General features: G+C 58.5%; 29 protein-coding genes and 1 tRNA gene. 16 read left to right on the top strand and 14 right to left on the bottom strand.

Annotated elements, in window-relative coordinates; genetic code table 11:
* The 3 genes from ACU0FH_RS13160 to rlmB all read right to left on the bottom strand — a co-directional run bounded on the left by ACU0FH_RS13160 (position 1) and on the right by rlmB (position 2,030).
* Positions 1–471: a CoA-binding protein gene (locus ACU0FH_RS13160; protein ID WP_446195607.1), complete on the bottom strand. Its 471-nt coding sequence runs from the start codon at positions 469–471 to the stop codon at positions 1–3.
* 172 nt (positions 472–643) lie between these two features.
* Entirely contained in the window at positions 644–1,087 is a 444-nt protein-coding gene (locus ACU0FH_RS13155; RefSeq protein WP_446195082.1) for a YHS domain-containing (seleno)protein, read from the bottom strand.
* 172 nt (positions 1,088–1,259) lie between these two features.
* On the bottom strand, positions 1,260–2,030 hold the full coding sequence (gene rlmB, locus ACU0FH_RS13150; RefSeq protein ID WP_446195080.1) for a 23S rRNA (guanosine(2251)-2'-O)-methyltransferase RlmB: 771 nt from the start codon (positions 2,028–2,030) through the stop codon (positions 1,260–1,262).
* A gap of 124 nt (positions 2,031–2,154) precedes the next feature.
* Between rlmB and ACU0FH_RS13145 the strand changes: the two genes are divergently transcribed.
* Together ACU0FH_RS13145 and ACU0FH_RS13140 are read left to right on the top strand one after the other, a co-directional pair.
* Positions 2,155–2,238: transfer RNA gene (locus ACU0FH_RS13145), tRNA-Tyr, on the top strand.
* 172 nt (positions 2,239–2,410) lie between these two features.
* A complete protein-coding gene (locus tag ACU0FH_RS13140) occupies positions 2,411–3,286 on the top strand; it encodes a hypothetical protein (protein WP_446195079.1) in 876 nt (291 codons plus the stop codon).
* Between the two features lie 252 nt (positions 3,287–3,538).
* Here ACU0FH_RS13140 and ACU0FH_RS13135 read toward each other — a convergent pair whose 3' ends face one another.
* Positions 3,539–3,790 carry a DUF2312 domain-containing protein gene (locus ACU0FH_RS13135; protein WP_088633413.1) on the bottom strand — a complete coding sequence of 84 codons (252 nt, stop codon included), beginning with the start codon at positions 3,788–3,790 and terminating at the stop codon, positions 3,539–3,541.
* Between the two features lie 258 nt (positions 3,791–4,048).
* Between ACU0FH_RS13135 and ACU0FH_RS13130 the strand changes: the two genes are divergently transcribed.
* Positions 4,049–4,267 (top strand): hypothetical protein, encoded by a 219-nt coding sequence (locus ACU0FH_RS13130; RefSeq protein WP_446195077.1) that lies wholly within the window; start codon positions 4,049–4,051, stop codon positions 4,265–4,267.
* A gap of 24 nt (positions 4,268–4,291) precedes the next feature.
* Here ACU0FH_RS13130 and ACU0FH_RS13125 read toward each other — a convergent pair whose 3' ends face one another.
* On the bottom strand, positions 4,292–4,507 hold the full coding sequence (locus tag ACU0FH_RS13125) for a hypothetical protein (protein ID WP_144389767.1): 216 nt from the start codon (positions 4,505–4,507) through the stop codon (positions 4,292–4,294).
* A 286-nt stretch (positions 4,508–4,793) separates the two neighbouring features.
* Between ACU0FH_RS13125 and ACU0FH_RS13120 the strand changes: the two genes are divergently transcribed.
* The 4 genes from ACU0FH_RS13120 to ACU0FH_RS13105 are packed head-to-tail and all read left to right on the top strand — an operon-like array spanning position 4,794 to position 6,982.
* A complete protein-coding gene (locus tag ACU0FH_RS13120) occupies positions 4,794–5,657 on the top strand; it encodes an MBL fold metallo-hydrolase (protein WP_446195076.1) in 864 nt (287 codons plus the stop codon).
* Between the two features lie 25 nt (positions 5,658–5,682).
* Positions 5,683–6,108, top strand: a complete 426-nt coding sequence (locus ACU0FH_RS13115) for a YeeE/YedE family protein (RefSeq protein WP_446195073.1) — start codon at positions 5,683–5,685, stop codon at positions 6,106–6,108.
* Positions 6,108–6,539, top strand: coding sequence for a DUF6691 family protein (locus ACU0FH_RS13110; protein ID WP_446195072.1), 432 nt, complete (start codon positions 6,108–6,110; stop codon positions 6,537–6,539). Before ACU0FH_RS13115 ends, ACU0FH_RS13110 begins: the two co-directional genes overlap by 1 nt.
* A gap of 11 nt (positions 6,540–6,550) precedes the next feature.
* Positions 6,551–6,982, top strand: a complete 432-nt coding sequence (locus ACU0FH_RS13105; protein WP_446195071.1) for a TIGR01244 family sulfur transferase — start codon at positions 6,551–6,553, stop codon at positions 6,980–6,982.
* A 6-nt stretch (positions 6,983–6,988) separates the two neighbouring features.
* Here ACU0FH_RS13105 and ACU0FH_RS13100 read toward each other — a convergent pair whose 3' ends face one another.
* The 5 genes from ACU0FH_RS13100 to ACU0FH_RS13080 form a co-directional block, all read right to left on the bottom strand.
* Positions 6,989–8,245: a FliM/FliN family flagellar motor C-terminal domain-containing protein gene (locus ACU0FH_RS13100; RefSeq protein WP_446195070.1), complete on the bottom strand. Its 1,257-nt coding sequence runs from the start codon at positions 8,243–8,245 to the stop codon at positions 6,989–6,991.
* 80 nt (positions 8,246–8,325) lie between these two features.
* On the bottom strand, positions 8,326–11,001 hold the full coding sequence (locus ACU0FH_RS13095) for an ATP-binding protein (RefSeq protein WP_446195069.1): 2,676 nt from the start codon (positions 10,999–11,001) through the stop codon (positions 8,326–8,328).
* A complete protein-coding gene (locus ACU0FH_RS13090) occupies positions 11,001–11,291 on the bottom strand; it encodes a hypothetical protein (RefSeq protein WP_238369376.1) in 291 nt (96 codons plus the stop codon). The genes ACU0FH_RS13095 and ACU0FH_RS13090 overlap by 1 nt, the downstream gene beginning before the upstream one ends.
* A complete protein-coding gene (locus ACU0FH_RS13085; protein ID WP_446195068.1) occupies positions 11,288–11,668 on the bottom strand; it encodes a response regulator transcription factor in 381 nt (126 codons plus the stop codon). The genes ACU0FH_RS13090 and ACU0FH_RS13085 overlap by 4 nt, the downstream gene beginning before the upstream one ends.
* A 97-nt stretch (positions 11,669–11,765) precedes the next feature.
* A complete protein-coding gene (locus ACU0FH_RS13080) occupies positions 11,766–13,073 on the bottom strand; it encodes a helix-turn-helix domain-containing protein (RefSeq protein ID WP_446195067.1) in 1,308 nt (435 codons plus the stop codon).
* Positions 13,074–13,303: 230 nt separating this feature from the next.
* Here ACU0FH_RS13080 and ACU0FH_RS13075 point away from each other — a divergent pair, with 230 nt between their 5' ends.
* From ACU0FH_RS13075 to aat, 9 genes are all read left to right on the top strand, one after another.
* On the top strand, positions 13,304–14,665 hold the full coding sequence (locus tag ACU0FH_RS13075; RefSeq protein WP_238369379.1) for a substrate-binding protein: 1,362 nt from the start codon (positions 13,304–13,306) through the stop codon (positions 14,663–14,665).
* Positions 14,666–14,783: 118 nt separating this feature from the next.
* Positions 14,784–15,815, top strand: a complete 1,032-nt coding sequence (locus ACU0FH_RS13070) for a branched-chain amino acid ABC transporter permease (RefSeq protein WP_446195066.1) — start codon at positions 14,784–14,786, stop codon at positions 15,813–15,815.
* A 4-nt stretch (positions 15,816–15,819) separates the two neighbouring features.
* Positions 15,820–17,013, top strand: coding sequence for a branched-chain amino acid ABC transporter permease (locus ACU0FH_RS13065; protein ID WP_446195065.1), 1,194 nt, complete (start codon positions 15,820–15,822; stop codon positions 17,011–17,013).
* Between the two features lie 9 nt (positions 17,014–17,022).
* A complete protein-coding gene (locus ACU0FH_RS13060) occupies positions 17,023–17,778 on the top strand; it encodes an ABC transporter ATP-binding protein (RefSeq protein WP_446195064.1) in 756 nt (251 codons plus the stop codon).
* Between the two features lie 12 nt (positions 17,779–17,790).
* Complete coding sequence (locus ACU0FH_RS13055) at positions 17,791–18,546, top strand: ABC transporter ATP-binding protein (protein ID WP_238369383.1); 756 nt, start codon at positions 17,791–17,793, stop codon at positions 18,544–18,546.
* Positions 18,547–18,699: 153 nt separating this feature from the next.
* Positions 18,700–18,936, top strand: a complete 237-nt coding sequence (locus ACU0FH_RS13050; protein ID WP_238369384.1) for a hypothetical protein — start codon at positions 18,700–18,702, stop codon at positions 18,934–18,936.
* Between the two features lie 405 nt (positions 18,937–19,341).
* Complete coding sequence (gene accB, locus ACU0FH_RS13045) at positions 19,342–19,842, top strand: acetyl-CoA carboxylase biotin carboxyl carrier protein (RefSeq protein WP_238369545.1); 501 nt, start codon at positions 19,342–19,344, stop codon at positions 19,840–19,842.
* A gap of 9 nt (positions 19,843–19,851) precedes the next feature.
* Positions 19,852–21,204, top strand: a complete 1,353-nt coding sequence (gene accC / locus ACU0FH_RS13040) for an acetyl-CoA carboxylase biotin carboxylase subunit (protein WP_446195063.1) — start codon at positions 19,852–19,854, stop codon at positions 21,202–21,204.
* Positions 21,205–21,249: 45 nt separating this feature from the next.
* Positions 21,250–21,882: a leucyl/phenylalanyl-tRNA--protein transferase gene (aat, locus tag ACU0FH_RS13035; RefSeq protein WP_446195062.1), complete on the top strand. Its 633-nt coding sequence runs from the start codon at positions 21,250–21,252 to the stop codon at positions 21,880–21,882.
* Here the strand turns inward: aat and ACU0FH_RS13030 are convergent.
* From ACU0FH_RS13030 to ACU0FH_RS13015, 4 genes are all read right to left on the bottom strand, one after another.
* Positions 21,846–22,214 (bottom strand): DUF2155 domain-containing protein, encoded by a 369-nt coding sequence (locus tag ACU0FH_RS13030; protein ID WP_446195606.1) that lies wholly within the window; start codon positions 22,212–22,214, stop codon positions 21,846–21,848. The genes aat and ACU0FH_RS13030 overlap by 37 nt on opposite strands.
* Positions 22,214–22,675 (bottom strand): outer membrane lipid asymmetry maintenance protein MlaD, encoded by a 462-nt coding sequence (gene mlaD, locus ACU0FH_RS13025; RefSeq protein WP_446195061.1) that lies wholly within the window; start codon positions 22,673–22,675, stop codon positions 22,214–22,216. Before mlaD ends, ACU0FH_RS13030 begins: the two co-directional genes overlap by 1 nt.
* A 19-nt stretch (positions 22,676–22,694) precedes the next feature.
* Positions 22,695–23,078: an NADH:ubiquinone oxidoreductase subunit NDUFA12 gene (locus ACU0FH_RS13020; RefSeq protein ID WP_238369388.1), complete on the bottom strand. Its 384-nt coding sequence runs from the start codon at positions 23,076–23,078 to the stop codon at positions 22,695–22,697.
* 168 nt (positions 23,079–23,246) lie between these two features.
* Positions 23,247–23,615, bottom strand: a complete 369-nt coding sequence (locus tag ACU0FH_RS13015; protein WP_446195060.1) for a RidA family protein — start codon at positions 23,613–23,615, stop codon at positions 23,247–23,249.
* Between the last annotated feature and the right edge of the window lie 2 nt (positions 23,616–23,617).

The raw sequence follows: 23,617 nt of genomic DNA, 5'->3' as shown, positions 1-23,617 counted from the left end.
CTAAAGCTTGGACGAAATGATACCGGTGGCAAAACCTCCCATGCGTAATTCGCCGAACAGCCGCTGGTACTCGATCTTGGGACAGCGATCCTGGATCACCTTCACACCCCGGTCTTCGGCTTTTTGCGCAGCATCCGGATTCGTAACCCCGATTTGCATCCAGATGGCTTTCAATGTCGGAAATTGGTCGAGGGCTTCGTCGACAATGGGCGGCACAGCTTCGGACCGGCGGAAGATGTCGACCATGTCTACGGGTCGATCAATGTCAGACAGGGATCCGATAACGGTCTTGCCAAAAAGCGTTTCTCCCGCGTGCCTGGGGTTTACCGGAATAACGTCGTAGCCTTTGAGCGAGAGGTAGCGTGCAACGTAAAAGCTTGGACGCACCGGATTGGCCGAAACGCCGACAACGGCAATGACGCGCACGCTCGTCAAAACGGATTTGAGAAATTCATCGCTGTAATCTGTCATGGTGAAATTGCTACCCCTATCCTTCGCAAGAAAAAAGCGCCCAAAGCGAACTTTGGGCGCGAGGTACGGAACGAGGGACAGTAAAATGATGCGCAGGAGTTCCGGCCTGCGATCAATGGACAAATAAGCAACATATTCGACAAAAAAAGACCGGATCGCGAAACTGTGAGAATCAACGTTTGTACAACGCAGGCCAGTTCAGGTTCGCCTTCTGGATATTCGCCTCGGACTCCTGCGACCATTCCTGAAGAATACGTTCGTCATGCATGACGTAAAGCCGCCCGCCAACGATCTGCCAATTAAGGGGGTCACCTGAAACCAGCAGGCCGCGAGAAACGCCATAGGCGCAATGCCCGCCATAACGCGGTGCATAGGCGCGTGGATTGGCTTCGAATCTTTGCAGATTTTCGGTGCTGGCAAAGTACCAGATCGCGCCTTTCCACATGATCTTCTTGTCCGAATGACCCCGCGTCGCCTCGTGCCGGGTGAAATATGCGACCGTGTCATATCCCTGCAGCGCCACGCCATTGGGGGCATGGAAGGCCGACTGCTCCGCCAGCACGGGGCGAACCAGTCCAAACAGGATCACGGTGATCAATATCGCAAGAACGCGCATGGGGTCTCTCTTTGGCTTTGACTACAAGATGCTCTCTTGCGCGCACGCTGGGAAGGTCGGTTACGCCGATGTGACCCTGGCACAAAGGTCTTGTGAACTTTGTTACACTGTCGAGCTTCGCCCACCTACCACGTGACAGCCACTGCAGTCTTACGGCATCTGACTACCCGCTTCAGTGCAGGGTGGCATAGAGCGCCACCGCAGCGGCATTGGAAACGTTGAGGGAGCCGAACGCCCCGGCTGCAGGAATGCGGACAAGCATATCCACCGTTTCCTTTGTCTTTTGCCGCAACCCCGGCCCTTCCGCCCCAAGCACAAGCGCAACCGGCCTTTCCTTGTTGCCTGCGAGCGCCTCACCGACCGTGTGTTCCGCTTCGCCATCAAGGCCGAGAACCAGATACCCGGCGCCCTGCAGTTCGATGATGGCGTCGGCGAGATTCCGCACTTTCAGATACGGCTGTCTCTCAAGTGCCCCGCTGGCCGTTTTGGCCAGAGCGCCCGTTTCCGGCGCAGAATGATGCCGCGTGCCGATCACGGCGCTGGCCCCTAGCACTTCCGCGCTTCTCAGAACTGCCCCGACGTTATGCGGGTCCGTCACCCGATCGAGAAGAATCAGCCGTGGCACCTCTGCGCCGATCGCCACATCCATCAGGCTGCCCCAGTTCAGCGGTTTCACTTCAAGTGCCGCACCCTGATGCACGGAACCGGGATCTATCGGTGCGGAGAACTTCCGGGGGTCCGCCTGTTCCACGGTGACACCAGACTGGGCAATCGCATCCTCAAGCTTGTCCTGCGCGTTCTTGGTGACGATCAAGCGCAGCTTTTCCCGCTTGGGGTTCAGTAAGGCATCGCGCACCGCGTGCAGACCGAACAGCCACACAGTTTCGGCCGACGCCGCCTTTTTGGCCTGCTCCTTTTCGACCACCCACTTAGGTTTTTTCATAGCTATTCTCCCTGCGTTCCAGGCTTTTTTCAGGATACGTCATTTGGCCGGATTTTCCTGTTGACGCCTCTAGAGTGCGCTTGTAATCACGCCCCCACGTCGGAAGCAATGCGCATCCGACAGTGGGCGACAGGCCGCAAGGTGTGGCAGGGGACTGTAACTCCCTCGCGGAGACGCACGCCTGGTTCGATTCCAGGGTCGCCCACCATTTTCTCAGATCTTCCAGCATTCAGAACAACCCTGCCCCGCAGCAACCTGCTTATTTGCCACAGATAATCCCGGCAATTGGCAAAGACGCCGGAAATCAAAGTCAAAAATTGACGGGACCCCGCCGGTTCAGTATCGCAAGCAGACCGCTATCGGCAGTTCTGGAGGTGGTCATGAAGGTTATTCTTCACGCTGGCGCACATCACACGGACAGCGACCGGCTGCTCAAGAGTCTGTTGAAAAACAAGCAGGAGTTTTCCCGGAACGGAATTGCGGTGCCGGGTCCGGGCAAATATCGTACACTGATCAAGGAATCTTTCGTTGCCCTGGATTCCGCCGCCCCTGCCGATGACGCCAGGGACGTGATCGTCGATGCCATCCTCGACGAAGAAAAAGCCGACCGCCTGATTCTATCCAATACCCACTTCTTCGGATCACCCCGGTTCGCTCTGGGTGACGGCAAGCTCTACCCACTGGCCACCCGGAGGCTGCGACAGGCGCAGCAGTTGTTTGCGGGGGACAGCCTTGAGCTGTTCCTGGCCATCTGCAATCCTGCGACCTTTCTGCCAAACGTGATGAGCAATGCCTCCAAGCGTCAGCAGCAGGATCTGCTTCTCAACAATCCGGCAAGAGAGATCCGGTGGAGCGATATGCTCAAGCATGTCCGCTCCATTCTTCCGGATCTTCAGGTGACAGTCTGGTGTTACGAGGACTCGCCTTTTATCTGGTCCGACATCCTAAAAAGCTTTGCAGGCTTGGCCACTGCCAAGCACCTGAAAGGCCGGTTCGATCTGCTGGATGACATCATGTCCGAAGCGGGCCTCAAACGGCTTCGCGCCTACCTTGCGTCCAAGCCCGAACTCACCGACCGCCAGATTGCCAAGGTGATTGCTGCCTTCCTCGAAAAATACGCCATTCCGGAAGCAATCGAAGAAGAACTGGACTTGCCCGGCTGGACTGACGAACTGGTCGATGAGTTGACGTTCCTATACGACCATGACGTCTCAAAGATCGCCCAGATAGACGGAATCCGTTTTCTAGGCCCTTGATTTGCTTCTGCGCATGCCCGCCGCACGAATGAAAAGCCCCGGGGCAAGAATACGCCCAGACATCCGGCTGCCATCTCAGACGGAATGACAGGAAAGTTCACGACCAGTGACGGCAGATCAAACCGTCACCGGCAGGCCCAGCCCCCACTGATCACCACTAAAGAAACCTCTGCATAAGAAAATCGGGCCCCGTTTCCGAGACCCGTTGTCAGCGATACGCGTCAAGAAAAACGCGACCCGATGGCACAAGCCTTAGCTCATGCCCAGCGCTTCCTTGTACATCTCGATAACCGCCTCTTCTTCGGCGATATCATCCTTGTCGCGCTTTCTTAGCGCGATGATCTTACGGAGCGCTTTGACGTCGTAACCACGACCTTTTGCCTCGGCGAAAACTTCCTTGATCTGCTCGGCAATATCTTTCTTTTCCTGCTCCAGACGTTCGGCGCGTTCCACGAACTGCCTTAATTCACCTGCGGTTACGGAATAGGTAGTATCTTCGCTCATGCTGGTCCTCTGCCTCTAAGGGTCCAATTTATTTCGGGCGTTCCTCACCCGCTGCGACTGTCGAATACGAAAGACTGCGCTTGGTGCCGCCCCTGTTCTCACCCGGACCCAAGAATATAGGCCCGCCGCATCGCCAATTTCACCGTTTCGGATACCGGCAGCGATGACGTTTCGCAAGTCAGGATCAGCAGTTGCGACAAGCTTGCGCCAAACGCCCCGATCCGCTAGGCGAACGCTGGATAAATGAAGGAGTTCGTCATGTTTGAGATCATGATCTGGGGCGGTGCGGCTCTTTCGCTGGCAGGGTTGGCCGGACTGATCTGGTGTATCCTCCGGGTCGCACGCGCCCGTCGGGCGGGGCTCAGCGAAAACGAACTCCGCGCAGCCGTAGCAGCGGTTCTGCCCCTCAACCTCGGGGCATTATGTCTTTCCGTCATCGGTTTGATGCTTGTAGTGGTTGGCGTGATCCTGAGCTGATCACGCCGGGGCCGCCCAAGTTAATCAGAGCGGCATATTGTCAAAGCGGCTTTCAATCGCCTCATCCAGCAGGACCGCATTGAGATTGCGAAGACGTGCCGGAACATGCTGTCCACTACGATCGAGACGTTCCAGCACGCGGCTGAGCTGCGGCTGCAACTCAAGCCGTTTGGCCCCTCTTGATGCGACGATTGTCGCTTCCAGTTGCCGTGCGGTCTGAGATAATTCCTGATCGGTCATGTCTTCCTCCCCTTTTAACATTAGCCTTGCCCCTCCTCCGGCAAACCTCATGTCGCATGCACTTTAGCATAGCCGTTTGAGATTTCTCGCCTTGATTTGTGACTCGCTGCACATCGGCGAAATCCCGGCTATAAGGCGATATACTACAAAGTGTTTACAGACCCTTAATCAGAACTCGCGAGGTGACGCCACCCCGCGTCAGCCGTTAAATTTTCACCACACGCCGAATCATGGTTGAAACATATTCATAAAATGATATATGTTTGACGAAAGATGGAGATCGCTCATGAAACCTGACGTTACCGCCTTTTTTGACGAAGCAACAAACACAGTATCTTACGTGGTTCGCGACCGGAGTGGCAGCGCCTGTGCGATCATCGACAGCGTGCTCGATTTCGACAATGCGGCGGCCCGGACGGACACCAGCTCGGCTGACAAGATTATCGAATTCGTGCGCAGTAATGATCTGTCGACTGAATGGATCCTCGAAAGCCATGTTCACGCCGACCACCTGTCCGCCGCCCCCTATCTTCAGGAAAAGCTCGGCGGAAAGATCGGTATCGGCGCCAACATCACCACGGTTCAGGAAACCTTTGGCAAGGTTTTCAACGAAGGCACCGAATTCCAGCGTGACGGTTCGCAATTCGACCAGCTGTTCGAAGATGGCGACAGTTTCCACATTGGCCAGATGCGGGGCGATGTGCTCCATACGCCCGGCCACACCCCCGCCTGCCTGACCTATGTGATCGGTGACGCCGCCTTTGTCGGCGATACCCTGTTCATGCCCGATTTCGGAACGGCGCGATGCGACTTTCCAGGCGGCTCCTCGGAAACGCTGTACAATTCGATCCAGAAGATCCTCGCTCTTCCGGATGAAACCCGGATCTTCGTGGGCCATGACTACAAGGCGCAGGGACGGGATCACTATGCCTGGGAAACAACGGTGGGTGAGCAGAAAGAGCTGAACATCCACATCGGGCATGGCCGCAAACTGGAAGATTTCAGGAAACTGCGCGACGACCGGGATGCGACGTTGGGCATGCCCCGCCTGATCCTGCCTTCGATTCAGGTCAACATGCGGGCGGGCAACATGCCAGAGCCCGAACCGAATGGCGACATCATGCTAAAACTGCCGCTGAACAAGCTTTGAGCGCGATTAACTGGAAAGTGCGATCATGTTTATGGACTGGATCTGGGGCCTTTTGGGCGGCCTGATGATAGGCGCTGCTGGCGCTCTTTACCTCCTGGGCAACGGCCGCATCATGGGCGCCAGCGGCATCATCGGCAGAATTGTCGATGCGAAGGGATCTCAGGCATTCGAGGCCGCCGCCTTTGTCGCGGCCATGATCGCAGTTCCCGCTGTGATCGCCCTGATCTGGCTTCCCGGGACTGAGACGCATCTCACGAGTGACTGGGTGATCATCGCCGTGGCCGGACTTCTGGTGGGACTCGGTACGAGAATCGCGAACGGATGCACCTCCGGGCACGGCGTCTGCGGCATGTCGCGTCTCTCTCCCCGCGGGATCGTCGCCACATTGGTGTTCATGGCCTCCGGCATCGCGAGCGTTGCCCTCTTCCGTCATGTTCTGGAGATCATCTGATGCGCATTTTATTCGCAATACTCTCGGGCGGGCTGTTCGGTGCCGGCCTCCTGCTTTCCGGCATGACCAACACGAACAAGGTGCAGGGCTTTCTCGACCTGTTTGGCAACTGGGACCCCACGCTTGCCTTCGTGATGGGCGGCGCGATGATTCCCATGGCGATTGCCTGGCAGATGACCAAATCCCGCACGCCGGTCATTGGCGGGTCTTTTCCGGAAATGCCTGCGACTGAATTTGACCGTCGCCTGATCACCGGTTCCGTTCTCTTCGGACTTGGCTGGGGTCTCGCGGGGCTTTGCCCCGGACCGGCCATCGCTTCCCTCTCCTATGGCGGCACAGGCGGGTTCCTGTTTCTGGCTGCAATGCTGATCGGAATGCGCCTCGCTCCGACCGCGTCGCGGTATCTGGACAGCCGTTCCGCCGCAGCGTAAGGATCGACGCCATGGATGCACGCAAAATCACCGACCGCTATCATGTTTCTCCGCAGATCGATCCCGAGGAAGCTCAGGCTATCGCGGACGCTGGATACAGCACGATCATCTGCAACCGGCCCGATGGCGAAGTGCCTCCTTCGCATCAGTCGGCGGCCGTAAAAGCGGCGGCCGAAGCGGCAGGGCTCAAGTTCGAGGTTCTCGAACTGACCCACCAGACGATGACCCCAGAAAACGTGGCGCGGCAACGCGCCATGATCGAAGCATCGGAAGGCCCCGTTCTGGCTTATTGCGCGTCCGGCACCAGATGCTCGGTGATCTGGGCGCTTAGTCAGGCAGGCACCCGCCCGACGGACGAAATCCTGTCGGCGACGAGCAACGCTGGCTACCAGCTTGATCATCTGCGCCCAATGCTGGACCAGATCGCCCAGAGCAAGGCTTAGGCCAGTCTAAATATCGGGGAATTTGATCTCGGGCGGAGCGTCTTCCTCGTCCAGAGGCAGTCCCGCGAGCGCTGATATTTCGGCGGCGGCATCTTCGGTGCTCATATCGGGCAAATCCGCATCATCGTCGAAACCCGCCATTGGCGGAAAATCCATCTCTTCCGGTATTGAAGGTGGGCTGCCCGGCTCGGGCAGGTTTCCCATCGGCGGCATCTCGGGCATGGACGGCATCGCATCAGTTTCCGGCAGGTCCGCCAGACCGCCAAATCCGCCCTCTTCGACTGTGCCCGGAAAATCCGGCAGCGTCGGCATGTCCAGCGTTACCCCAAGATTGTCCCCACCGGCCATCAGGTTGTCGGCTTCAAAACCGGGACCCTCTTCGATTTGGCGCAACTGCTGCTGTGACGGACAGTTGATCCGGACAGCTTTCCACCCGCCCGCCTGGCCCAGATGAGCCGTCGCAATCTTATTGCCTTCGATACTCAGCAGTTCCACCGCTTCCATGCGCGGATCGACCAACGGAATAAGATCGTCCGGCTTCAGCTCGTTCAGTTCCTTGAGCGAAAGTTTGAGGCGGGCGATCACCACATTCAATTCTGCGGTCGCGGCTCCTACTGCACGTTCCATTTTTGCAGACACGGCAGGTTCGGACGTTACGTCTTTCTGCGCTGTTTCAACTTCGTCCGGCAGTATCAGGGTCATCGCGCCCTGGCGCACACCGGCAGCGAAGTCGAGCTGAAGTTCGAAAATGCGGAATTTTTCGGCATCAACGGCCAAGGTGAGGGAGCGGAGATTGGCTGTCATCGCGCCAAAGCGAAACCCCTCGAGGCACTTTTTGTCGGGCTCGAAATCACAAAGATCTGCGGAACGCTTTATCAGTGCGTCCACCAGAGGCGCCATCATGGCCGCGTCGGTGCCGGTAAAGGGTCGCTCGCCCGGATCCGCATTCGTTACCCTGCCCATGGTCTGTTGCTGAGTCAACGCGGCAAGACTGCTCCGGTCGACGCAGATGGCACCGGTCGCCCCCATCGGCCCGTCAAGAAGCAGCAACATGCGTTCTTCATCCACATGATCGCCAAGATTCTCCTGCGCGGCACGGGCCTGTGTCGCGCCGATGATGGCGATGGGCAACCCAAACTCATCCCGAGCCGCCCGCGCAAGCCCAAGCCGCAGAGCTCGTAAAGCGGTGCGCCCCTCAACCTTGGGATCGTCGCGCCCCGCGGCAACTTTGCGATGAATGACTGACTCTGGTGTGGCTGTCATTGCCTCCGACCTGCCGATTGCCGTTACCCCGCCACCGGGTCTAAGCAGGTATCGTTACCATTAACTTTACAACGCCCTCTTCATCCTTTGATTTCTCCCTTTGTCGGCAACGTCACCCGAAAGCCCGCCCCCGACTGTCCCGCCAAATACACGACATCCCCGCCGAGGCGCTGCATGATCTCCCGGCAAATGGCGAGCCCTAAACCCGCGCCGCCCGCTTTCTCAGCGCTTACCCGGGCGAATTTCTCAAAGACCATCGCCTGCGCTTCGGTCGGGATGCCCGATCCGTTGTCAACCATGTCCACGACCACATTGTCCCCTGCCGTCCTTGCCGTGATCCTCAACTGCGGCTGACCGGCATCGCAGTATTTCAGGGCATTCGTGATTAGGTTGATGAAAACCTGTGCCAAACGGTCCAAATCCGAATAAAGCGGAATACGCTCAGACGCTTCATCGCGTACGACGTCAAGGCTGCCGTCCGCCCCGGCGAGGGCCGAAACGATGGAATGGTCGAGAACATCCTTCACGTTCCCCGGTCGCATATTAAGGCTGACCTGCCCGCTTTCCAGAACGCTGAGATCAAGCAGATCGTTCAGAAGCCGGGTCAGTCGCAGCGCTTCGTCATGGATGATCGTCGCGTATTTCCGTTTGTCCGCCTCGCCGAGATCGGACGCGTCTCGCAGAATTTCCGAAAAGGCCCTGATCGACGTCATCGGCGTGCGCAATTCGTGGCTCACCTGGCTCAGGAATGTGTCCTTCTGAAGCGATATCTGCGTGAGCTTTTCATTCGCTTCTCTCAACTTTCGAGCTGTACGGCTCAATTCCTCGGACTGCGCTTCAAGCTGCGACGAATACTCCAGCATCTGCGCGGATTCATCCGCCACGGCCAGAAGATCCTGCACCGAGACAGAGCTTCCCCCTACAATCTGACCGATCATCGCGTGGGCGGTAGCCGCCCCGACAGATCCGGCCAGCTGTCGCTCAAGCCGTTCAAGAAATTCCGGCGTCGGTTCAGGGAGTTGCCCATACTCCCCTTGAAGGGCAGCTTCGCGTTGAAACAGATCGCGCGCATCCTGCGTACCCAGAATACGCTGTGTCATGACCATCAGATCCTCGCTCTGCGCCACTGAGCCGGTCCAGCCCCGGGGACCGGCGGAATGTTCAAAGACATTGACGAACTGCGCCCCCTGAAGGCGCTCAACCGGGTTCGGGAAACTCGCGACCGACACGATAAAAAATGCCAGCGTGTTCAGCGTCAGGCTCCAGAGCACGCAATGCTCGATTGGATCCATTCCCGTGATTGAAAACAGCGCATGGGGTCGCAGGGCTGCGATGCCGAACAGCCCTTGCTCCATCACATGCTGAGGAATGAGCCCCGATCCGAGCCCCGGCAAGAGCAGAGAGAACATCCAGATGCCGAACCCGACGCTCAGCCCCGCAATAGCGCCAAGCCGGGTTGCACCGCGCCAAAACAGCCCGCCCACCAATGCCGGCAATATCTGCGCGATCCCGGCAAAAGAAATCAGCCCGATCGACGCCAGCGCCGCGCCGCCGCCCGACATTTCGTAATAGGCAACGCCCAGCACCATGATCGCGCCAATGGAAACCCGGCGGGACAAGAGCACGATCTTGCGAACGTCGCCGGACTGGGACGCCTGCTGGGTCTGTGACGACAGCCAGATCGGCATGACGATCTGGTTCGACACCATCGTCGAAAGCGCCATCGCCGCCACGATCACCATCGATGTGGCCGAAGAAAACCCGCCGAGGAAGGACAACATGGCAAGACCTTCCCTGCCCTGGCTCAGCGGAATGGTCAGCACAAACAGGTCCGGGTTCGACCCGGCCGGCATCAGCTCAAGTCCGATAGCCGCAATCGGCACGACAAAAAGGCTCATCAGCAAAAGGTAAAGCGGAAAAGCCCAGGCCGCCGTTCTCAGATGCCGTTCGTCATCGTTTTCGACCACCATGACCTGGAACATGCGCGGCAGGCAAACAAAGGCTGCCGCCGCGAGAAAGGTGATAGACGCCCAGCGCCCACCGTCCACCTGCCAGCGGCCAATCTCCGAGGCATCGATGCGCGCCATGGTCGCCTCTATCCCTCCGGAAACCTGCCAGACGACAAAAACACCGACCGCAAGCAGGGCCACGAGCTTTACCACCGCTTCGATGGCGATTGCCATGACGACGCCATGGTGGCGTTCATTTGCGTCAAGATTACGTGTACCGAACAGGATTGCGAAAACCGCCAGTCCCGCCGCCACCCAGATGACGGTAGCCCCCACCCTGTCATCCGAGCCTGGATCAGCATCGGCGAAAATCGAAAACGAGAGGGTAATTGATTGCAATTGAAGCGAAATATACGGCGTCACCCCGATCACGGCGAGGATCGTGACCCCAATGGCAAGCGTGTTTGACTTGCCATACCGTGACGACAACAGGTCGGCGATGGACGTCACCCTGTGGCTACGCCCGATCCGGACCAATTTACGCAGTCCCCACCACCATCCGATCATCACCAATGTGGGACCAAGATAGATCGTGACGAATTCCAACCCGGACCGGGCGGCATATCCAACCGCCCCATAAAACGTCCAGGCGGTACAATAGATCGATAGCGACAGGGTGTAGATCAAGGGCGAACGCAGCCAGGTGCTGCGCCCGCGCGCGGCCAGCCGGTCGGCCACGAAGGCCACGAGAAAAAGCAGGATTACGTAGCAAAAGCAGACCGATAGCAGCAGGTTCAGCGACGCCATCAGTCGATCTCACGTTGGTCCGACTTCGCCCAGCTCCTTGTCACAAGACCAAACAGCGCGATGGCAAGGATCAAGCCGCCCCAGACGCCGAACAGATAGAGTATCGCGCTCGAGGTCTGGACCTTTTCGCTCTCGTCCCCCACCGGCCAAAGCAGTGGCACCATGAACAACCCGGCGCCGAATATCGGCATCAGCCGCGCGACTTCGCTTAGGCGGCGGCGGCGGTAGCTCTGCCGTTCGAGAAACAGCGTCGGCCCCCGGGGTGTCTCGCCTCCCCGCCGCTCACTCATGAACGAGAAGCCTGCGCCACAAGATCGCGAACCGCCGTCAGGACTTCGGTATTCGAAAAGGGTTTCGTCATGAAACGGCTGACCCCTGCCTTTTCAGCCATATCCCGGTCCCGCGATTGACCCCGCGCTGTCAGCATAAGCACAGGCAGACCGGCCAGTTCGACGATCTCGCGCAGGTCCCGCAGAATATCCATGCCGCTTCTGCCGGGCAGCATCATGTCAAGGATGACAAGATCAGGTTTGGCTTCTTGCACCACTTCCACAGCATCCGTCCCGTCGGAATGCGTGTTCACGTTCCATCCGTCCCGCGTCAGCAGGAAACGTATCGCTTCGATGATGTTTGGCTCATCCTCGATCAGCAAAACTCTTCGGCTCATTGATCGTCACTCCTCCCCAAGTGCTGCGCAGATCTGCGCCGATCAAGCAATAAATTGCCGTTTTTCCTGCAACTCTAGGCAAGCTTCCTCGGGCTTGTCAAAAGTCTTGACGCAAAACCGAAGGTTCACGTCGCGCAATGCAGCGCTGTCTCGGGCAGACGCGACATGTACTTCCCAGTCGAACCGCACCGCTTGCCGGCTCCTCGTCGCCGGGCTTTGGCAAGATGAGCATTACAGAATGGTACAAGGGATTTTCCGTCAGGTCAGGCGTGTTCACAGGCCAGGACTGGGCGTAGCAGGTAAATCCGGCTCCGCCTCTTCCTGCCTGAACCACATCCCGCCGCAAGGCGACCAAGGGGCGGTTCAGCGCAAGGAACAAGGGCCAGAGCGGGCAAGGCACGCCGAAACGCGGCATGGCGAACCCCTCGACGTTTTTGCGCAGCAACATGCCGCCGGAGCTGTCACAAATCACCAGCCCCGCCCCCTGTGGCACAACCGTTTCGGGCATAGCTGCAATGCGTCGCAAGACTTCGGGTATGTCGGCCCCGAATTCACCCGCCAGTTGCGCAGGATCGGGCCCCAACTTTGCGCAGGCTTCGGAAAACGGCTTCAGCGGCAAGGCAAGCGCGTCCGAGCGGTATTGTCTCAGGAAATCCACCGCAATCCGTCGCGACGCGCGCGAGGCCAGTTCGGATCGTCCCTCGACCAATTCTTCCGGCGTCTTGAGCCCTTCTTCCAGTTCCGGAAAATGATAGCCCTGCGCGGCACAGAATGCTTCGGCTTCTTCGCGGGGGATACTGCCGGGGTTCTCGCTCCTGTCGCTTTCATCCAGATAGGAAACCAGTGTCTTGCTGCTTTCGGCCAGTCGCAGGCTGTCTTCGTTCAGGTTGCGGTGAAAACGGTCACGCCATTTCGGCTCTAGATCGCCTGTTTCGGCAAGGATCGAAGCCGTCGACCGGATCGACGCCGCAGTTGAAAGCACCTCGTGCAGCGAAGCGGCAAGGTCCGGGTCATGCGATAACCGGTCCGACAGGATATCGACGGTACGCTCAAGCGACGCGATCCTGCGGTGCGACTGCGCAAGAACCTGCGCCCAGCCCGGAAACCGCCCCGCAAATTCATCGACCCTTTCGGTTTCCGCCTGCACCTTGTCCGCATCTGCGGCCGCCTCACGCAGGGTCGAGATCAGCGCAGCCTCCGCCCCTTCCGAGAGCATAGAGGGTTCGACCCCCAGTACATGGGCTATATTGACAAGTAGTTTGCCACCGATTCTGCGCCGGTTGTGTTCGATCAGATTGAGATACGAGGCCGAAATCCCCGCCTCTCGCGCCAGTTCGGCCTGACGCATACCCGCGATCAGCCGTCTCTCGCGGATACGTCCGCCCGTCAGGGTGTCTCTTGCCACACTTGCTCCCCCGCTTTGTCAGGCAATTTCAAAGGGTTTCTGCATCGCAACATAACTAATTTTACAAGAAGCGCGCCGCCTATGTACATTTATTGACAAAATTATCGTTCACAACAAGGGGCTTATTGCGAAGTTTTCGGAACTGTCCTCTTATTTGATTTGCACATACGTGCCTGTGTCGCGTTCGTTGAGGAGCGTCGCGATGCGTTTTTCGAAAAGGGAGGATATTCATGTCCAAATATGATGTCACACGTCGGGGCGTGCTGAGAACCGGCGCTATAGCCGGCGCTGGCTTTGCTCTGCCGACATACCTGCGCGCTCAGGAAAGCGGTTATTTGAACGCCCCTACGGGCAGCACGGTTACACTTGGTTTCAACGTACCCCAGACCGGCCCCTATGCCGACGAGGGCGCTGACGAACTGCGCGCCTTTGAACTGGCGGTCGAGCATCTCAACGGCGAAGGCGACGGCGGCATGCTGAATACCTTCAGCTCCAAGTCGCTCAGCGGCAGCGGCATCCTCGGCAAGAAAGTCGAATTTGTCACCGGCGATACGCAAACGAAATCGGACGCAGCCCGCGCATCCGCCAAGTCGATGATCGAAAAAGACGGTGCGATCATGATTTCCGGCGGTTCGTCCTCGGGTGTGGCCGTCGCGGTTCAGGGTCTCTGCCAAGAAGCAGGCGTCATCTTCATGGCTGGCCTGACCCATTCGAACGACACCACCGGTAAAGATAAGAAGGCCAACGGTTTCCGTCACTTCTTCAACGCCTATATGTCGGCCGCCGCGCTGGCGCCGGTTCTCAAGAACCTCTACGGCGACGACCGCCGCGCCTATCACCTGACGGCGGATTACACCTGGGGCTGGACCCAGCAGGAATCCATCGCCGCCGCGACCGAGGCAATGGGCTGGGAAACCGTCAACAACGTGCTGACGCCCCTGGCGTCGACGGACTTCTCGTCCTACATCGCGCCGGTGCTGAACTCTGGCGCAGACGTGCTGGTTCTCAACCACTACGGCGGCAACATGGTCAACTCGCTGACCAACGCCGTCCAGTTCGGTCTGCGTGAAAAGCAGGCCAACGGCAAGAACTTCGAGATTGTCGTTCCGCTCTACTCCGAGCTGATGGCGAAAGGTGCCGGCAAGAACATCGCAGGCATCGTCGGCTCCCAGAACTGGGACTGGAAACTCGAAAACGAAATGGGCGACAAATACGCTGGCACCAACGCCTTCGTGAAATCCTTTGGCGAGAAATACGGCTTCCCGCCGTCGCAGGCCGCCCAGACCTGCTATGCGCAGACGCTGCTCTACGCGGACGCGGCCGAGCGTGCAGGCACCTTTAACCCCTGTGCAATCGTGGAAGCGCTCGAGGGATACGAATTCGACGGCCTCGGCAATGGTCCGACATCCTATCGTGCTGAAGACCACCAGTGCTTCAAGGACGTTGTCGTCGTGAAGGGTGCGGCTGATCCCGAGGACGAATTCAACCTCGTGGAAATCGTCGAAGTCACACCTGTCGAGCAGGTCACCTACGAGCCCGATCACCCGATGTTCGCCGGTGGCGAACTGGGTCAGTGCAACCCCGGCGCATAAGAACCGGATCGCATTGTTCAGGGCGGGTTTCAGCCCGCCCTGACGCGCTGACTGGTGGGCTGTGCGCGAAAGCCGCCTGCCGCGCGATCAATGATAAGTAACCATTGGGGGCAACGTCATGGACGCCATCATCCTTCAACTACTCAACGGCTTGGACAAAGGGTCCGCCTATGCGCTCATCGCGCTAGGCCTGACGCTGATTTTCGGCACGTTGGGGGTCGTCAACTTCGCTCATGGCGCGATCTTCATGATCGGCGCATTCTGCGCCGTCACGCTGAGCAAACTCTTCAACCTCAGCCATAAATCATCGGAGCCCACGGGCACCGATTTCCTCGGCAACCCGAAATACGAGGACATCCTCTACGTAAAAGATTGGTTCGGCGAAAGTTTCGGCGCCTGGATGATCGATTGGTCAGTGCCGCTGGCCGTCATCTTTGCGATTCCGATCATGGTCGGTCTTGGCTTTCTGATGGAGCGCGGCCTTATCAAGCATTTCTACAAACGCCCCCACGCCGACCAGATCCTCGTGACCTTCGGTCTTGCCATCGTGCTTCAGGAGATCATCAAGTATTTCTACGGTGCCAACCCGATCCCGACGACCGCCCCCGAAGCCTTTCGTGGCAGCTTCGATTTCGGCGTCCTGCTCGGGTTCGACCCGAACGCCATCATCTACCCCTACTGGCGACTGGTCTATTTCGGCTTCTCCGCCCTGATCATCGGCGCGGTCTTTGCCTTCCTGCAATTCACCACGTTTGGCATGGTTGTGCGCGCGGGCATGGCAGATCGTGAAACGGTCGGCCTACTCGGCATCAACATCAACCGCCGCTTTACTATCATGTTCGGCATCGCGGCTGCCGTGGCGGGCCTCGCAGGTGTCATGTACGCGCCGATCAACTCCCCAAACTATCATATGGGAATGGACTTCCTCGTGCTGAGCTTCGTGGTGGTCGTGGTCGGCGGCATGGGCTCCCTGCCGGGCGCCGTGCTGGCGGGTTTCCTGCTTGGTATTCTCGAAAGCTTCGCCTCGATGAACGAGGTCAAGAACGTCCTGCCCGGCATCGACCAGATCATCATCTACCTCGTTGCCATCATTATCTTGCTGACACGTCCGCGTGGCCTGATGGGTCGCCGTGGCGTGATGGAGGAATAAGCCCATGCTCGGTCTCACCGCCAAGGATACGACGCTGCTGATCATCGTGGCCATCCTGACCCTGTTCGCACCGTTCATCCTGAACCCGTTTCCCACCGACAGCGCGATGGCACAGTTCAACGCGGGCTATCCCGACCTGATGCAGCGTTTCGTGATCTTCGGGATCTTTGCCATCGGCTTCAACATCCTCTTCGGCCTGACCGGCTATCTCAGCTTCGGTCACGCCGCCTTCCTCGGGGTCGGCAGCTATTCCGCCGTCTGGATGATGAAACTGCTGACCATGAACGTGATCCCCGCGATCGTCCTTTCGGTCATTGTCGCAGGCCTGTTCTCGGTCGTCATCGGCTATATCTCCCTGCGCCGCTCTGGTATCTACTTCTCGATCCTGACGCTCGCCTTTGCGCAGATGTCCTATAACCTCGCCTACTCGGTGCTCACGCCGGTCACCAACGGTGAAACCGGTCTCCAGATCGCCCTCGACGATCCGCGCATCCTCGACGGCGCAAACGCGCCACAATACCCGAACCTGTTCGGGACCGAGATGAACGACGCTGTGACCATGACGCTTGGCCCCTGGGCCTTTACCTTCTCGGTCGGCTACTACGTCTGCGCGATCATCATGATGCTGGCCTTCTACCTGTCGATCCGCATTTTCCGCTCGCCCTTCGGCATGATGCTGCGCGCGGTCAAATCCAACCAGCAGCGGATGAACTACACCGGCCTCAATACCCGCCCCTACACGCTGGCCGCCTTTGTCATCTCGGGCATGTATGCCGGTCTTGCCGGTGGACTCATGGCCTCGATGGACCCGCTGGCCGGGGCCGAACGGATGCAATGGACGGCAAGTGGTGAAGTCGTGCTGATGACCATTCTGGGCGGTGCGGGCACCCTGATCGGTCCGGTCGTGGGCGCGGGTTTCATCAAGTATTTCGAGAACATCTTCTCGAAGATCAACGACTCGATCCTGCACCAGTGGTTCTCTTTCATGCCGGAAGGCATCGAGGACCTGCTCGTCTTCCTCGTCCACCCCTTCATTGGCAAGGGCTGGCACCTGACGCTTGGTCTTTTGTTCATGCTGGTCGTGATCTTCCTGCCCGGCGGTCTTGTCGAAGGCGGTCAGCGCCTCAGCAAGATGTTCCGTCGCAAGGCCAAGACGTCGGACGAAAAGACCGACGGCAAAACCTCTCCCGCCGAATAGGAGCGCATCATGGGTATTCTTGAAATCAAGAACGTCAACAAGCGCTTCGGCGGTTTGCAGGCACTTGGCAACGTCAACCTCTCGGTCGCGGAAAACACGGTTCACGCGATCATCGGCCCGAACGGCGCAGGTAAATCGACCCTGCTCAACTGCCTCGTCGGCAAGCTGATCCCGGATACCGGGTCGGTCATGTTCGACGGGCAGTCGGTGCTGGGCCGGGCCCCCTACGAGATCAACCAGATGGGGATCAGCCGCGTGTTTCAGACGCCCGAGATCTTTGGCGATCTGACAGTGATGGAAAACATGCTCATCCCTTGCTTTGCCAAGCGTGACGGGGCGTTTGAGATGAACGCGCTGGCGTCCATGTCAAAACAACGCGACATCATGGAAAAGGCCGAACAGATGCTGGTCGACATGAACATGGCCGACAAGCGGCACATGCACGCGGCCTCCATGTCGCGCGGCGACAAGCGTCGGCTTGAAATTGGCATGTGCCTCAGCCAGGAACCGCGCCTCCTCTTGCTCGACGAACCGACTGCGGGCATGGCGCGCGCAGACACCAACAACACCATCGACCTGCTCAAACAGATCAGTGCCGAACGCGACATTACCATCGCCATCATTGAACATGATATGCATGTGGTGTTCAGTCTCGCGCAGCGGATCACCGTTTTGGCGCAGGGCACACCGCTGGTCGAAGACACACCGGAAAAAATCAAGGGCCACCCCAAGGTACGCGAAGCTTACCTCGGCGAGAGCGCATAAGGAGAAGACCTCATGAACGTCAAACCGGACTTTTCCAAACACGCCAATCAGGCAGAAACCGCCCCCGCCTTCCTCTCGGTCTGGGACGTGCACGCCTATTACGGCGAGAGCTACATCGTCCAAGGCGTCAACTTCAACGTCCACGAAGGCGAGATCCTCGCCCTTCTGGGCCGTAACGGTGCAGGCAAGACATCGACGCTACGGGCGATTGCCCGGCTTGGCGATCCGGAAATCAAAAAGGGCGAGATCTGGCTGGACCACCAGCCCCTGCACAGCATGTCCAGCTATCAGGCGGCCACCGCCGGACTAGGTCTCGTACCCGAGGATCGCCGGATCATTCCTGGTCTCACGGTCGAGGAAAACCTGCAATTGGCGCAGATTGCCCCCCCTATCGGCTGGTCGATCGAACGGGTCTATGACCTGTTTCCCCGTCTGGGCGAACGTCGCCGACAGGAAGGTGTGACGCTTTCGGGCGGCGAACAGCAGATGCTCGCAATTGCCCGGGCGCTTTGCCGCGACATCAAGGTCCTGCTTCTCGACGAACCCTACGAAGGTCTCGCCCCGGTGATCGTGGATGAAATCGAGAAAACCCTTATCACCATCAAGGAACTCGGTATCACCACGGTGATCGTCGAACAGAATGCCGTGCGGGCGCTGGAACTGGCTGACCGATCCGTTATCCTTGACACGGGCAGCGTCGTTTTCGACGGTTCCGCCGCCGAGGTTCTTCAGAACAAGGAACTGCGCGAGGAATATCTCGCCATCTGAATTTAGTCAGTCCTGCAGTGTCAGCAGGTTCGATTAATAATCAAATCCATCTCATTTCGGCGTCCCTGGCGGGGCGCCATTTTCGTTTCGTTAACTCCCTGCGGTCAAAGTAACAAACGGGTGAGGGCTCCTAACCGATGATGGAGCAATGAAATGCAAATATCGTATGGCGTTCCTATCGTGGCCCCGCAGATTACGGGCCATCCCGCAGGCTTACCGGCTGACGCGCCACCGCCGGACACCGACAAGAAAGTGACTGAGGCTTCTGCCAAGTCAGAAAGCGACAGTGCTAGCTCGCGCGACACTTCCAGCGAGGAAAGCACGCCTCCAACCGCGATGCAGCGGAAAATCATGGAGATACTGGAACAGCAGGCCGAAGAACTTACCTAGCGAATCTTTACTATTTCTCTGTCATATTGCGGCCGAATGGCGACCCGGGCGTCACCCGTTTCCTTTATCACGCGCACAGGAACGGTGCCCCGGGTAGAATACATTGACTACTTATGACGCCCAGGCTGACACCCTTGGCCGTCACACGCATGTCTCGGATCTCGACCGGGACGAATGGTTAACACGCCCGCCCGCAAGGAAATTCTCGCCCGAACTGTCCCGGCGCCACAGGCGCGAGCGGGTCTTTTCAGGCTGGCAGCACCCCGCCCTGAATTGCGCGAATTCATGGTTGCGCAAACTTATTCCGGGCCAAGGACGCTTTTCACCCCTTTGGTCATGCCCTATAAGCGGGCATCAGTGAAAGGCCCGCGCCAGACAGGCCGTGCAGAACCGGTCGAGGAAACCATGACAGAACAGAAACACGACTCGGATGTGGCGTTTATCAAAGCCCTCGCGGAATTGCTCCGTGAAAACGATCTGACCGAGCTACAAGTAAAACGCGAATACGGCGAAGACGATGCTCTGAACGTGCGCGTCAGCCGTATGCAACCGGCTCCCGCCGCCGTGGCCGCTCCTGCGCCGGCACCCATCGCGGCTCCGGCCAGCGCATCCGCTGCTGCACCGGCTGCAGCTCCTGCCGCCCCCGAAGCAAGCGAAGATCCCGCAAGCCATCCGGGCGCGGTAACCTCGCCCATGGTCGGCACGGTCTACATGCAGCCCGAACCCGGTGCGCCTGCATTCATCAGCGTCGGCGCAAGCGTTTCCGAAGGCGACACCCTGCTGATCGTCGAAGCCATGAAGACGATGAATCATATCCCCGCGCCCCGCGCCGGTACGATCAAGCGCATCCTCGTCGAGGACGGCGCCGCGATCGAATATGGAACCCCCCTTGTGATTATCGAATAAGGCATTCAGATGTTTGATAAAATCCTGATTGCCAACCGCGGGGAAATTGCCCTTCGCGTAGTACGTGCCGCCCGCGAAATGGGGATTGCCACCGTCGCGGTGCATTCGACTGCCGACAGCGACGCGATGCATGTGCGCATGGCCGATGAATCGATCTGCATCGGCCCCCCGCCCAGCCCGCAAAGCTATCTCTCGATCCCGGCGATCATGTCGGCCTGCGAAATCACCGGCGCTCAGGCAATCCACCCCGGCTATGGGTTTCTCTCCGAGAACGCCAATTTCGTGCAGATCGTCGAAGACCACGACATCGCTTTTATCGGCCCGACCGCCGAGCATATCCGCATCATGGGCGACAAGATCACCGCCAAGGACACGATGAAGGCGCTCGGCGTGCCTTGCGTACCCGGCAGTGACGGCGGCGTTCCCGATCTTGCGACCGCCAAGAAAATCGGCGACGAAATCGGCTACCCGGTCATCATCAAGGCAACCGCCGGTGGCGGTGGTAAGGGCATGAAAGTGGCACAAAGCGCCGCTGACATGGAACGCGCCTTTCAGACCGCCCGCGCCGAAGGCAAATCGAACTTCGGCAATGACGAAGTTTACATCGAGAAATACCTGACGACACCGCGCCACATCGAAATTCAGGTGTTCGGCGACGGCAAGGGCAAGGCTGTGCACCTTGGCGAACGTGACTGTTCGCTGCAGCGACGTCACCAAAAGGTTTTCGAAGAGGCACCCGGTCCGACCATCACCGTTGAAGAGCGCGCGCGTATCGGCAAGGTCTGCGCCGACGCCGTGGCCAAGATCAACTATGCCGGCGCGGGTACGATCGAATTCCTCTATGAGAACGGTGAATTCTACTTCATCGAGATGAATACCCGGCTTCAGGTTGAACACCCGGTGACCGAGGCGATCTTTGGGGTCGACCTTGTACGCGAACAGATCCGCGTGGCCGCTGGACTGCCGATGTCCTTCACGCAGGACGATCTCAAGATCAACGGCCATGCGATCGAAGTGCGCATCAACGCAGAGCGGCTTCCGAACTTTTCGCCCTGCCCGGGCAAGATCACCCAGTATCACTCGCCGGGTGGTCTTGGGGTACGGATCGATTCAGCGCTCTACGATGGATATTCGATCCCACCCTATTACGATAGCCTGATCGGCAAGCTGATCGTGCACGGTCGCGACCGTCCCGAGGCGCTGGCCCGTCTGAATCGCGCCCTGTCCGAGCTTATCGTGGATGGCGTCGACACGACTATCCCGCTGTTCAACGCCCTTCTCGAGGATGCAGACATCCATAAAGGCAGCTACAACATCCACTGGCTGGAACATTGGCTGGAGACGAAACTCGCCGACGGGTAAACACGATATCACCCGTCTTGGGCTGCATCTGGTACCTGTCCAACCATGAGACTGACTCCAGAACTTCTTCTTGAAGGCTATTCCATTGGTATCTTCCCCATGGCCGAGCATAGGGAAGATACCGACGTCTTCTGGGTCGACCCCAAGCGTCGTGGCATCATTCCGCTCGACGGTTTCCGGATTTCCCGTTCGCTCGCACGCAAGATGCGCCGCACCCCCTTTCGGATCTCGACGGATGAGGATTTCGCCGGGGTGGTCGATGGCTGCGCGGATCGGGCCGAAACATGGATAAATGCCGACATCCGAGAGCAATACCTCACCCTTCACCGCAACAACCACGCGCATTCCCTTGAAGTCTGGGAAGATCAGGAGCTTGTCGGCGGCGTCTACGGGGTGGTGCTTGGATCGGCCTTCTTTGGCGAAAGCATGTTTTCCCGTCGCACAGATGCCTCCAAGATCGCGCTTGCCTATCTCGTGGACCGGCTGCGCGAGGGGGGATTCACGCTGTTCGATACCCAGTTCAGCACCGCTCATCTTGCATCGCTTGGGGGGCAGGAAATCAGCCGCGCCGCCTATCACCGTATGCTAAGAGACGCTGTGCGCCGCGAGGCGGATTTCACCGCCCCCAAAATTCCGTCAGCTCAGGACGTGATACAGCGCAATACCCAGATATCGTAACGACTGTGATCCAGCGCATTCAGCGCTGGGGCAGAGGCAATCATCCAGCCCCGAAACGCGACGCTGGCTTTTTCGGGCTCGTGGATCGTCAGATAGGCATAGGCATCGCCGGTCGGGTTATCCGTCGGGTAGCGACAATCGGAAAGCTCGACTTCCATACCGAAAACGGCGCGACCGCCTCCGGAATATATTTCGACATCGACCGTCTGGCCATTCACCTTGTCCAGCCCGCGCAGTACGGCGCCTTGCCCCGAGGTGACCTGAACCCGATCCTGAAGATGGGCCTCGCCCGGCAGTACGAATGCCAGAAGCGCAGCGGCGATAAGTCGGATCACTCTTCCGAGTCCCCTCCGCTGCCGGCAACGAACTGCACGAGCAGCGAGATCAGGCTGACAGCGCCCTGAGTATCCTCAATTTCATCACCAGGCGCGAAATAATCCAGCGAACCGCCCGGATTGATCTCGACGAAATTGCCACCCAGCAGCCCCTCTGAGGCAACAATGGCCGCACTGTCATCGGGAATTTCAATACCTTCCCGCACAGAGATGGTCGTCACGGCGCGGTAGGTCTGCGTATCGAGTTCGACGCCGGACACGGCTCCGATCTTTACCCCGGCAAGACGCACATCGGTCCCGACCGAAACGCCTTCGAGCGAACGGAACGAAGCGGTAAGATCATAGCCGGAAGTGGACGTGCCAAGACCGGTTGTCTGGGTCGCATAAAGCGCGAATGCGGCAGCAGCCGCGAGAACGACGCCGCCCGTCACGACTTCGGTGATGTTGTAGCTTGCCATGTTATGCTCCGTCAGGGCTTTATTCGGGGCTCCAAGCCTCGTAGTCCTTGCGCTCTACCGGGTTCATGCGGCGAATAGAACCGGCAGGCGCATAGGCCAGATCGGTGCCAGTCAGGTTTTCCTGGTGCGGCTTTTCCCAGACCTTGTGAACAAGGGGTTTGTCGGTCGGTGGCTGCTTCCACGTCCGGTGCAGCCATCCATGCCAGTCCGGATCAACCCGGCTGGCTTCGATCTCACCATTGAAGATGACCCAGCGCTTGGTGTCGTCGACGTTACGGTAGAACACGTTCCCCTGCGAATCCTCGCCCACCTTGACGCCTTTGCGCCAGGTAAAGATCTGGGTGTTGAGTGTCTGTCCGTTCCACCAAGTCACGGCCCGCAGCAAAGTATTCAGGATTCCCATAGGCATCTCCGTAGGTCTTTCCGTGATATGGCTCAATTTACCGCCGAGGTCCAGAGAATAGCCCCGTTCCAGCCAAGAGGACGCACCCTGTGGCAAGGCTTGGCCCAAGCAAGGCAAGCGAACGTTAAAGCTTCGTTGCTGCTCTCGTTTTCGAGTCGCAAAAGCAGCCTAGCTTTCCTCCGGCAAAAGCGCGGTCACCTCGATTTCGATCCGGTATTTCGGATCGATCAACCCGCATTCGATCATGGTCGCCACGGGCGGATTATCTCCGAATACTTCGCGCAGCACGGGCCAGCAGGGTTCGAATTCTTCGCGATCCGGCAACATGTATGTGACACGCAGCACGTCGGCAAAAGAAGCACCCGCTTCGGTCAGGGCGCGGTCAATGATGTTCAGAGCATCGCGACACTGGGCAACGACGTCATCGCCCTGCCCCACCGTGCCCGCGACATGAACAAGGCCGCCAGCGACGACGGCCCTGCAATATCCAACTTTGGATTCAAATGCTCCGCCAGAATGTATCCGCCGGATGGACATTT

This window comes from Heliomarina sp. (genome assembly GCF_052826185.1).
The sequence above is the reverse complement of the archived record's forward strand: the minus strand, read 5'-3'. Positions and strand labels throughout refer to the sequence as shown.

Bases quoted from the DNA above. Each gene is read 5' to 3' on its own strand.
- ACU0FH_RS13105 (WP_446195071.1), top strand. From the start codon at position 6,551: ATGGATGCACGCAAAATCACCGACCGCTATCATGTTTCTCCGCAGATC.
- ACU0FH_RS13135 (WP_088633413.1), bottom strand. From the start codon at position 3,790: ATGAGCGAAGATACTACCTATTCCGTAACCGCAGGTGAATTAAGGCAG.
- ACU0FH_RS13055 (WP_238369383.1), top strand. From the start codon at position 17,791: ATGAACGTCAAACCGGACTTTTCCAAACACGCCAATCAGGCAGAAACC.
- ACU0FH_RS13015 (WP_446195060.1), bottom strand. From the start codon at position 23,615: ATGTCCATCCGGCGGATACATTCTGGCGGAGCATTTGAATCCAAAGTT.
- ACU0FH_RS13070 (WP_446195066.1), top strand. From the start codon at position 14,784: ATGGACGCCATCATCCTTCAACTACTCAACGGCTTGGACAAAGGGTCC.
- ACU0FH_RS13085 (WP_446195068.1), bottom strand. From the start codon at position 11,668: ATGAGCCGAAGAGTTTTGCTGATCGAGGATGAGCCAAACATCATCGAA.
- accC (WP_446195063.1), top strand. From the start codon at position 19,852: ATGTTTGATAAAATCCTGATTGCCAACCGCGGGGAAATTGCCCTTCGC.
- mlaD (WP_446195061.1), bottom strand. From the start codon at position 22,675: ATGGCAAGCTACAACATCACCGAAGTCGTGACGGGCGGCGTCGTTCTC.
- ACU0FH_RS13060 (WP_446195064.1), top strand. From the start codon at position 17,023: ATGGGTATTCTTGAAATCAAGAACGTCAACAAGCGCTTCGGCGGTTTG.
- rlmB (WP_446195080.1), bottom strand. From the start codon at position 2,030: ATGAAAAAACCTAAGTGGGTGGTCGAAAAGGAGCAGGCCAAAAAGGCG.
- ACU0FH_RS13020 (WP_238369388.1), bottom strand. From the start codon at position 23,078: ATGGGAATCCTGAATACTTTGCTGCGGGCCGTGACTTGGTGGAACGGA.
- ACU0FH_RS13125 (WP_144389767.1), bottom strand. From the start codon at position 4,507: ATGACCGATCAGGAATTATCTCAGACCGCACGGCAACTGGAAGCGACA.
- ACU0FH_RS13100 (WP_446195070.1), bottom strand. From the start codon at position 8,245: ATGACAGCCACACCAGAGTCAGTCATTCATCGCAAAGTTGCCGCGGGG.
- ACU0FH_RS13095 (WP_446195069.1), bottom strand. From the start codon at position 11,001: ATGGCGTCGCTGAACCTGCTGCTATCGGTCTGCTTTTGCTACGTAATC.
- ACU0FH_RS13075 (WP_238369379.1), top strand. From the start codon at position 13,304: ATGTCCAAATATGATGTCACACGTCGGGGCGTGCTGAGAACCGGCGCT.
- ACU0FH_RS13110 (WP_446195072.1), top strand. From the start codon at position 6,108: ATGCGCATTTTATTCGCAATACTCTCGGGCGGGCTGTTCGGTGCCGGC.
- ACU0FH_RS13140 (WP_446195079.1), top strand. From the start codon at position 2,411: ATGAAGGTTATTCTTCACGCTGGCGCACATCACACGGACAGCGACCGG.
- ACU0FH_RS13130 (WP_446195077.1), top strand. From the start codon at position 4,049: ATGTTTGAGATCATGATCTGGGGCGGTGCGGCTCTTTCGCTGGCAGGG.
- ACU0FH_RS13160 (WP_446195607.1), bottom strand. From the start codon at position 471: ATGACAGATTACAGCGATGAATTTCTCAAATCCGTTTTGACGAGCGTG.
- ACU0FH_RS13120 (WP_446195076.1), top strand. From the start codon at position 4,794: ATGAAACCTGACGTTACCGCCTTTTTTGACGAAGCAACAAACACAGTA.
- accB (WP_238369545.1), top strand. From the start codon at position 19,342: ATGACAGAACAGAAACACGACTCGGATGTGGCGTTTATCAAAGCCCTC.
- ACU0FH_RS13155 (WP_446195082.1), bottom strand. From the start codon at position 1,087: ATGCGCGTTCTTGCGATATTGATCACCGTGATCCTGTTTGGACTGGTT.
- aat (WP_446195062.1), top strand. From the start codon at position 21,250: ATGAGACTGACTCCAGAACTTCTTCTTGAAGGCTATTCCATTGGTATC.
- ACU0FH_RS13115 (WP_446195073.1), top strand. From the start codon at position 5,683: ATGTTTATGGACTGGATCTGGGGCCTTTTGGGCGGCCTGATGATAGGC.
- ACU0FH_RS13090 (WP_238369376.1), bottom strand. From the start codon at position 11,291: ATGAGTGAGCGGCGGGGAGGCGAGACACCCCGGGGGCCGACGCTGTTT.
- ACU0FH_RS13050 (WP_238369384.1), top strand. From the start codon at position 18,700: ATGCAAATATCGTATGGCGTTCCTATCGTGGCCCCGCAGATTACGGGC.
- ACU0FH_RS13065 (WP_446195065.1), top strand. From the start codon at position 15,820: ATGCTCGGTCTCACCGCCAAGGATACGACGCTGCTGATCATCGTGGCC.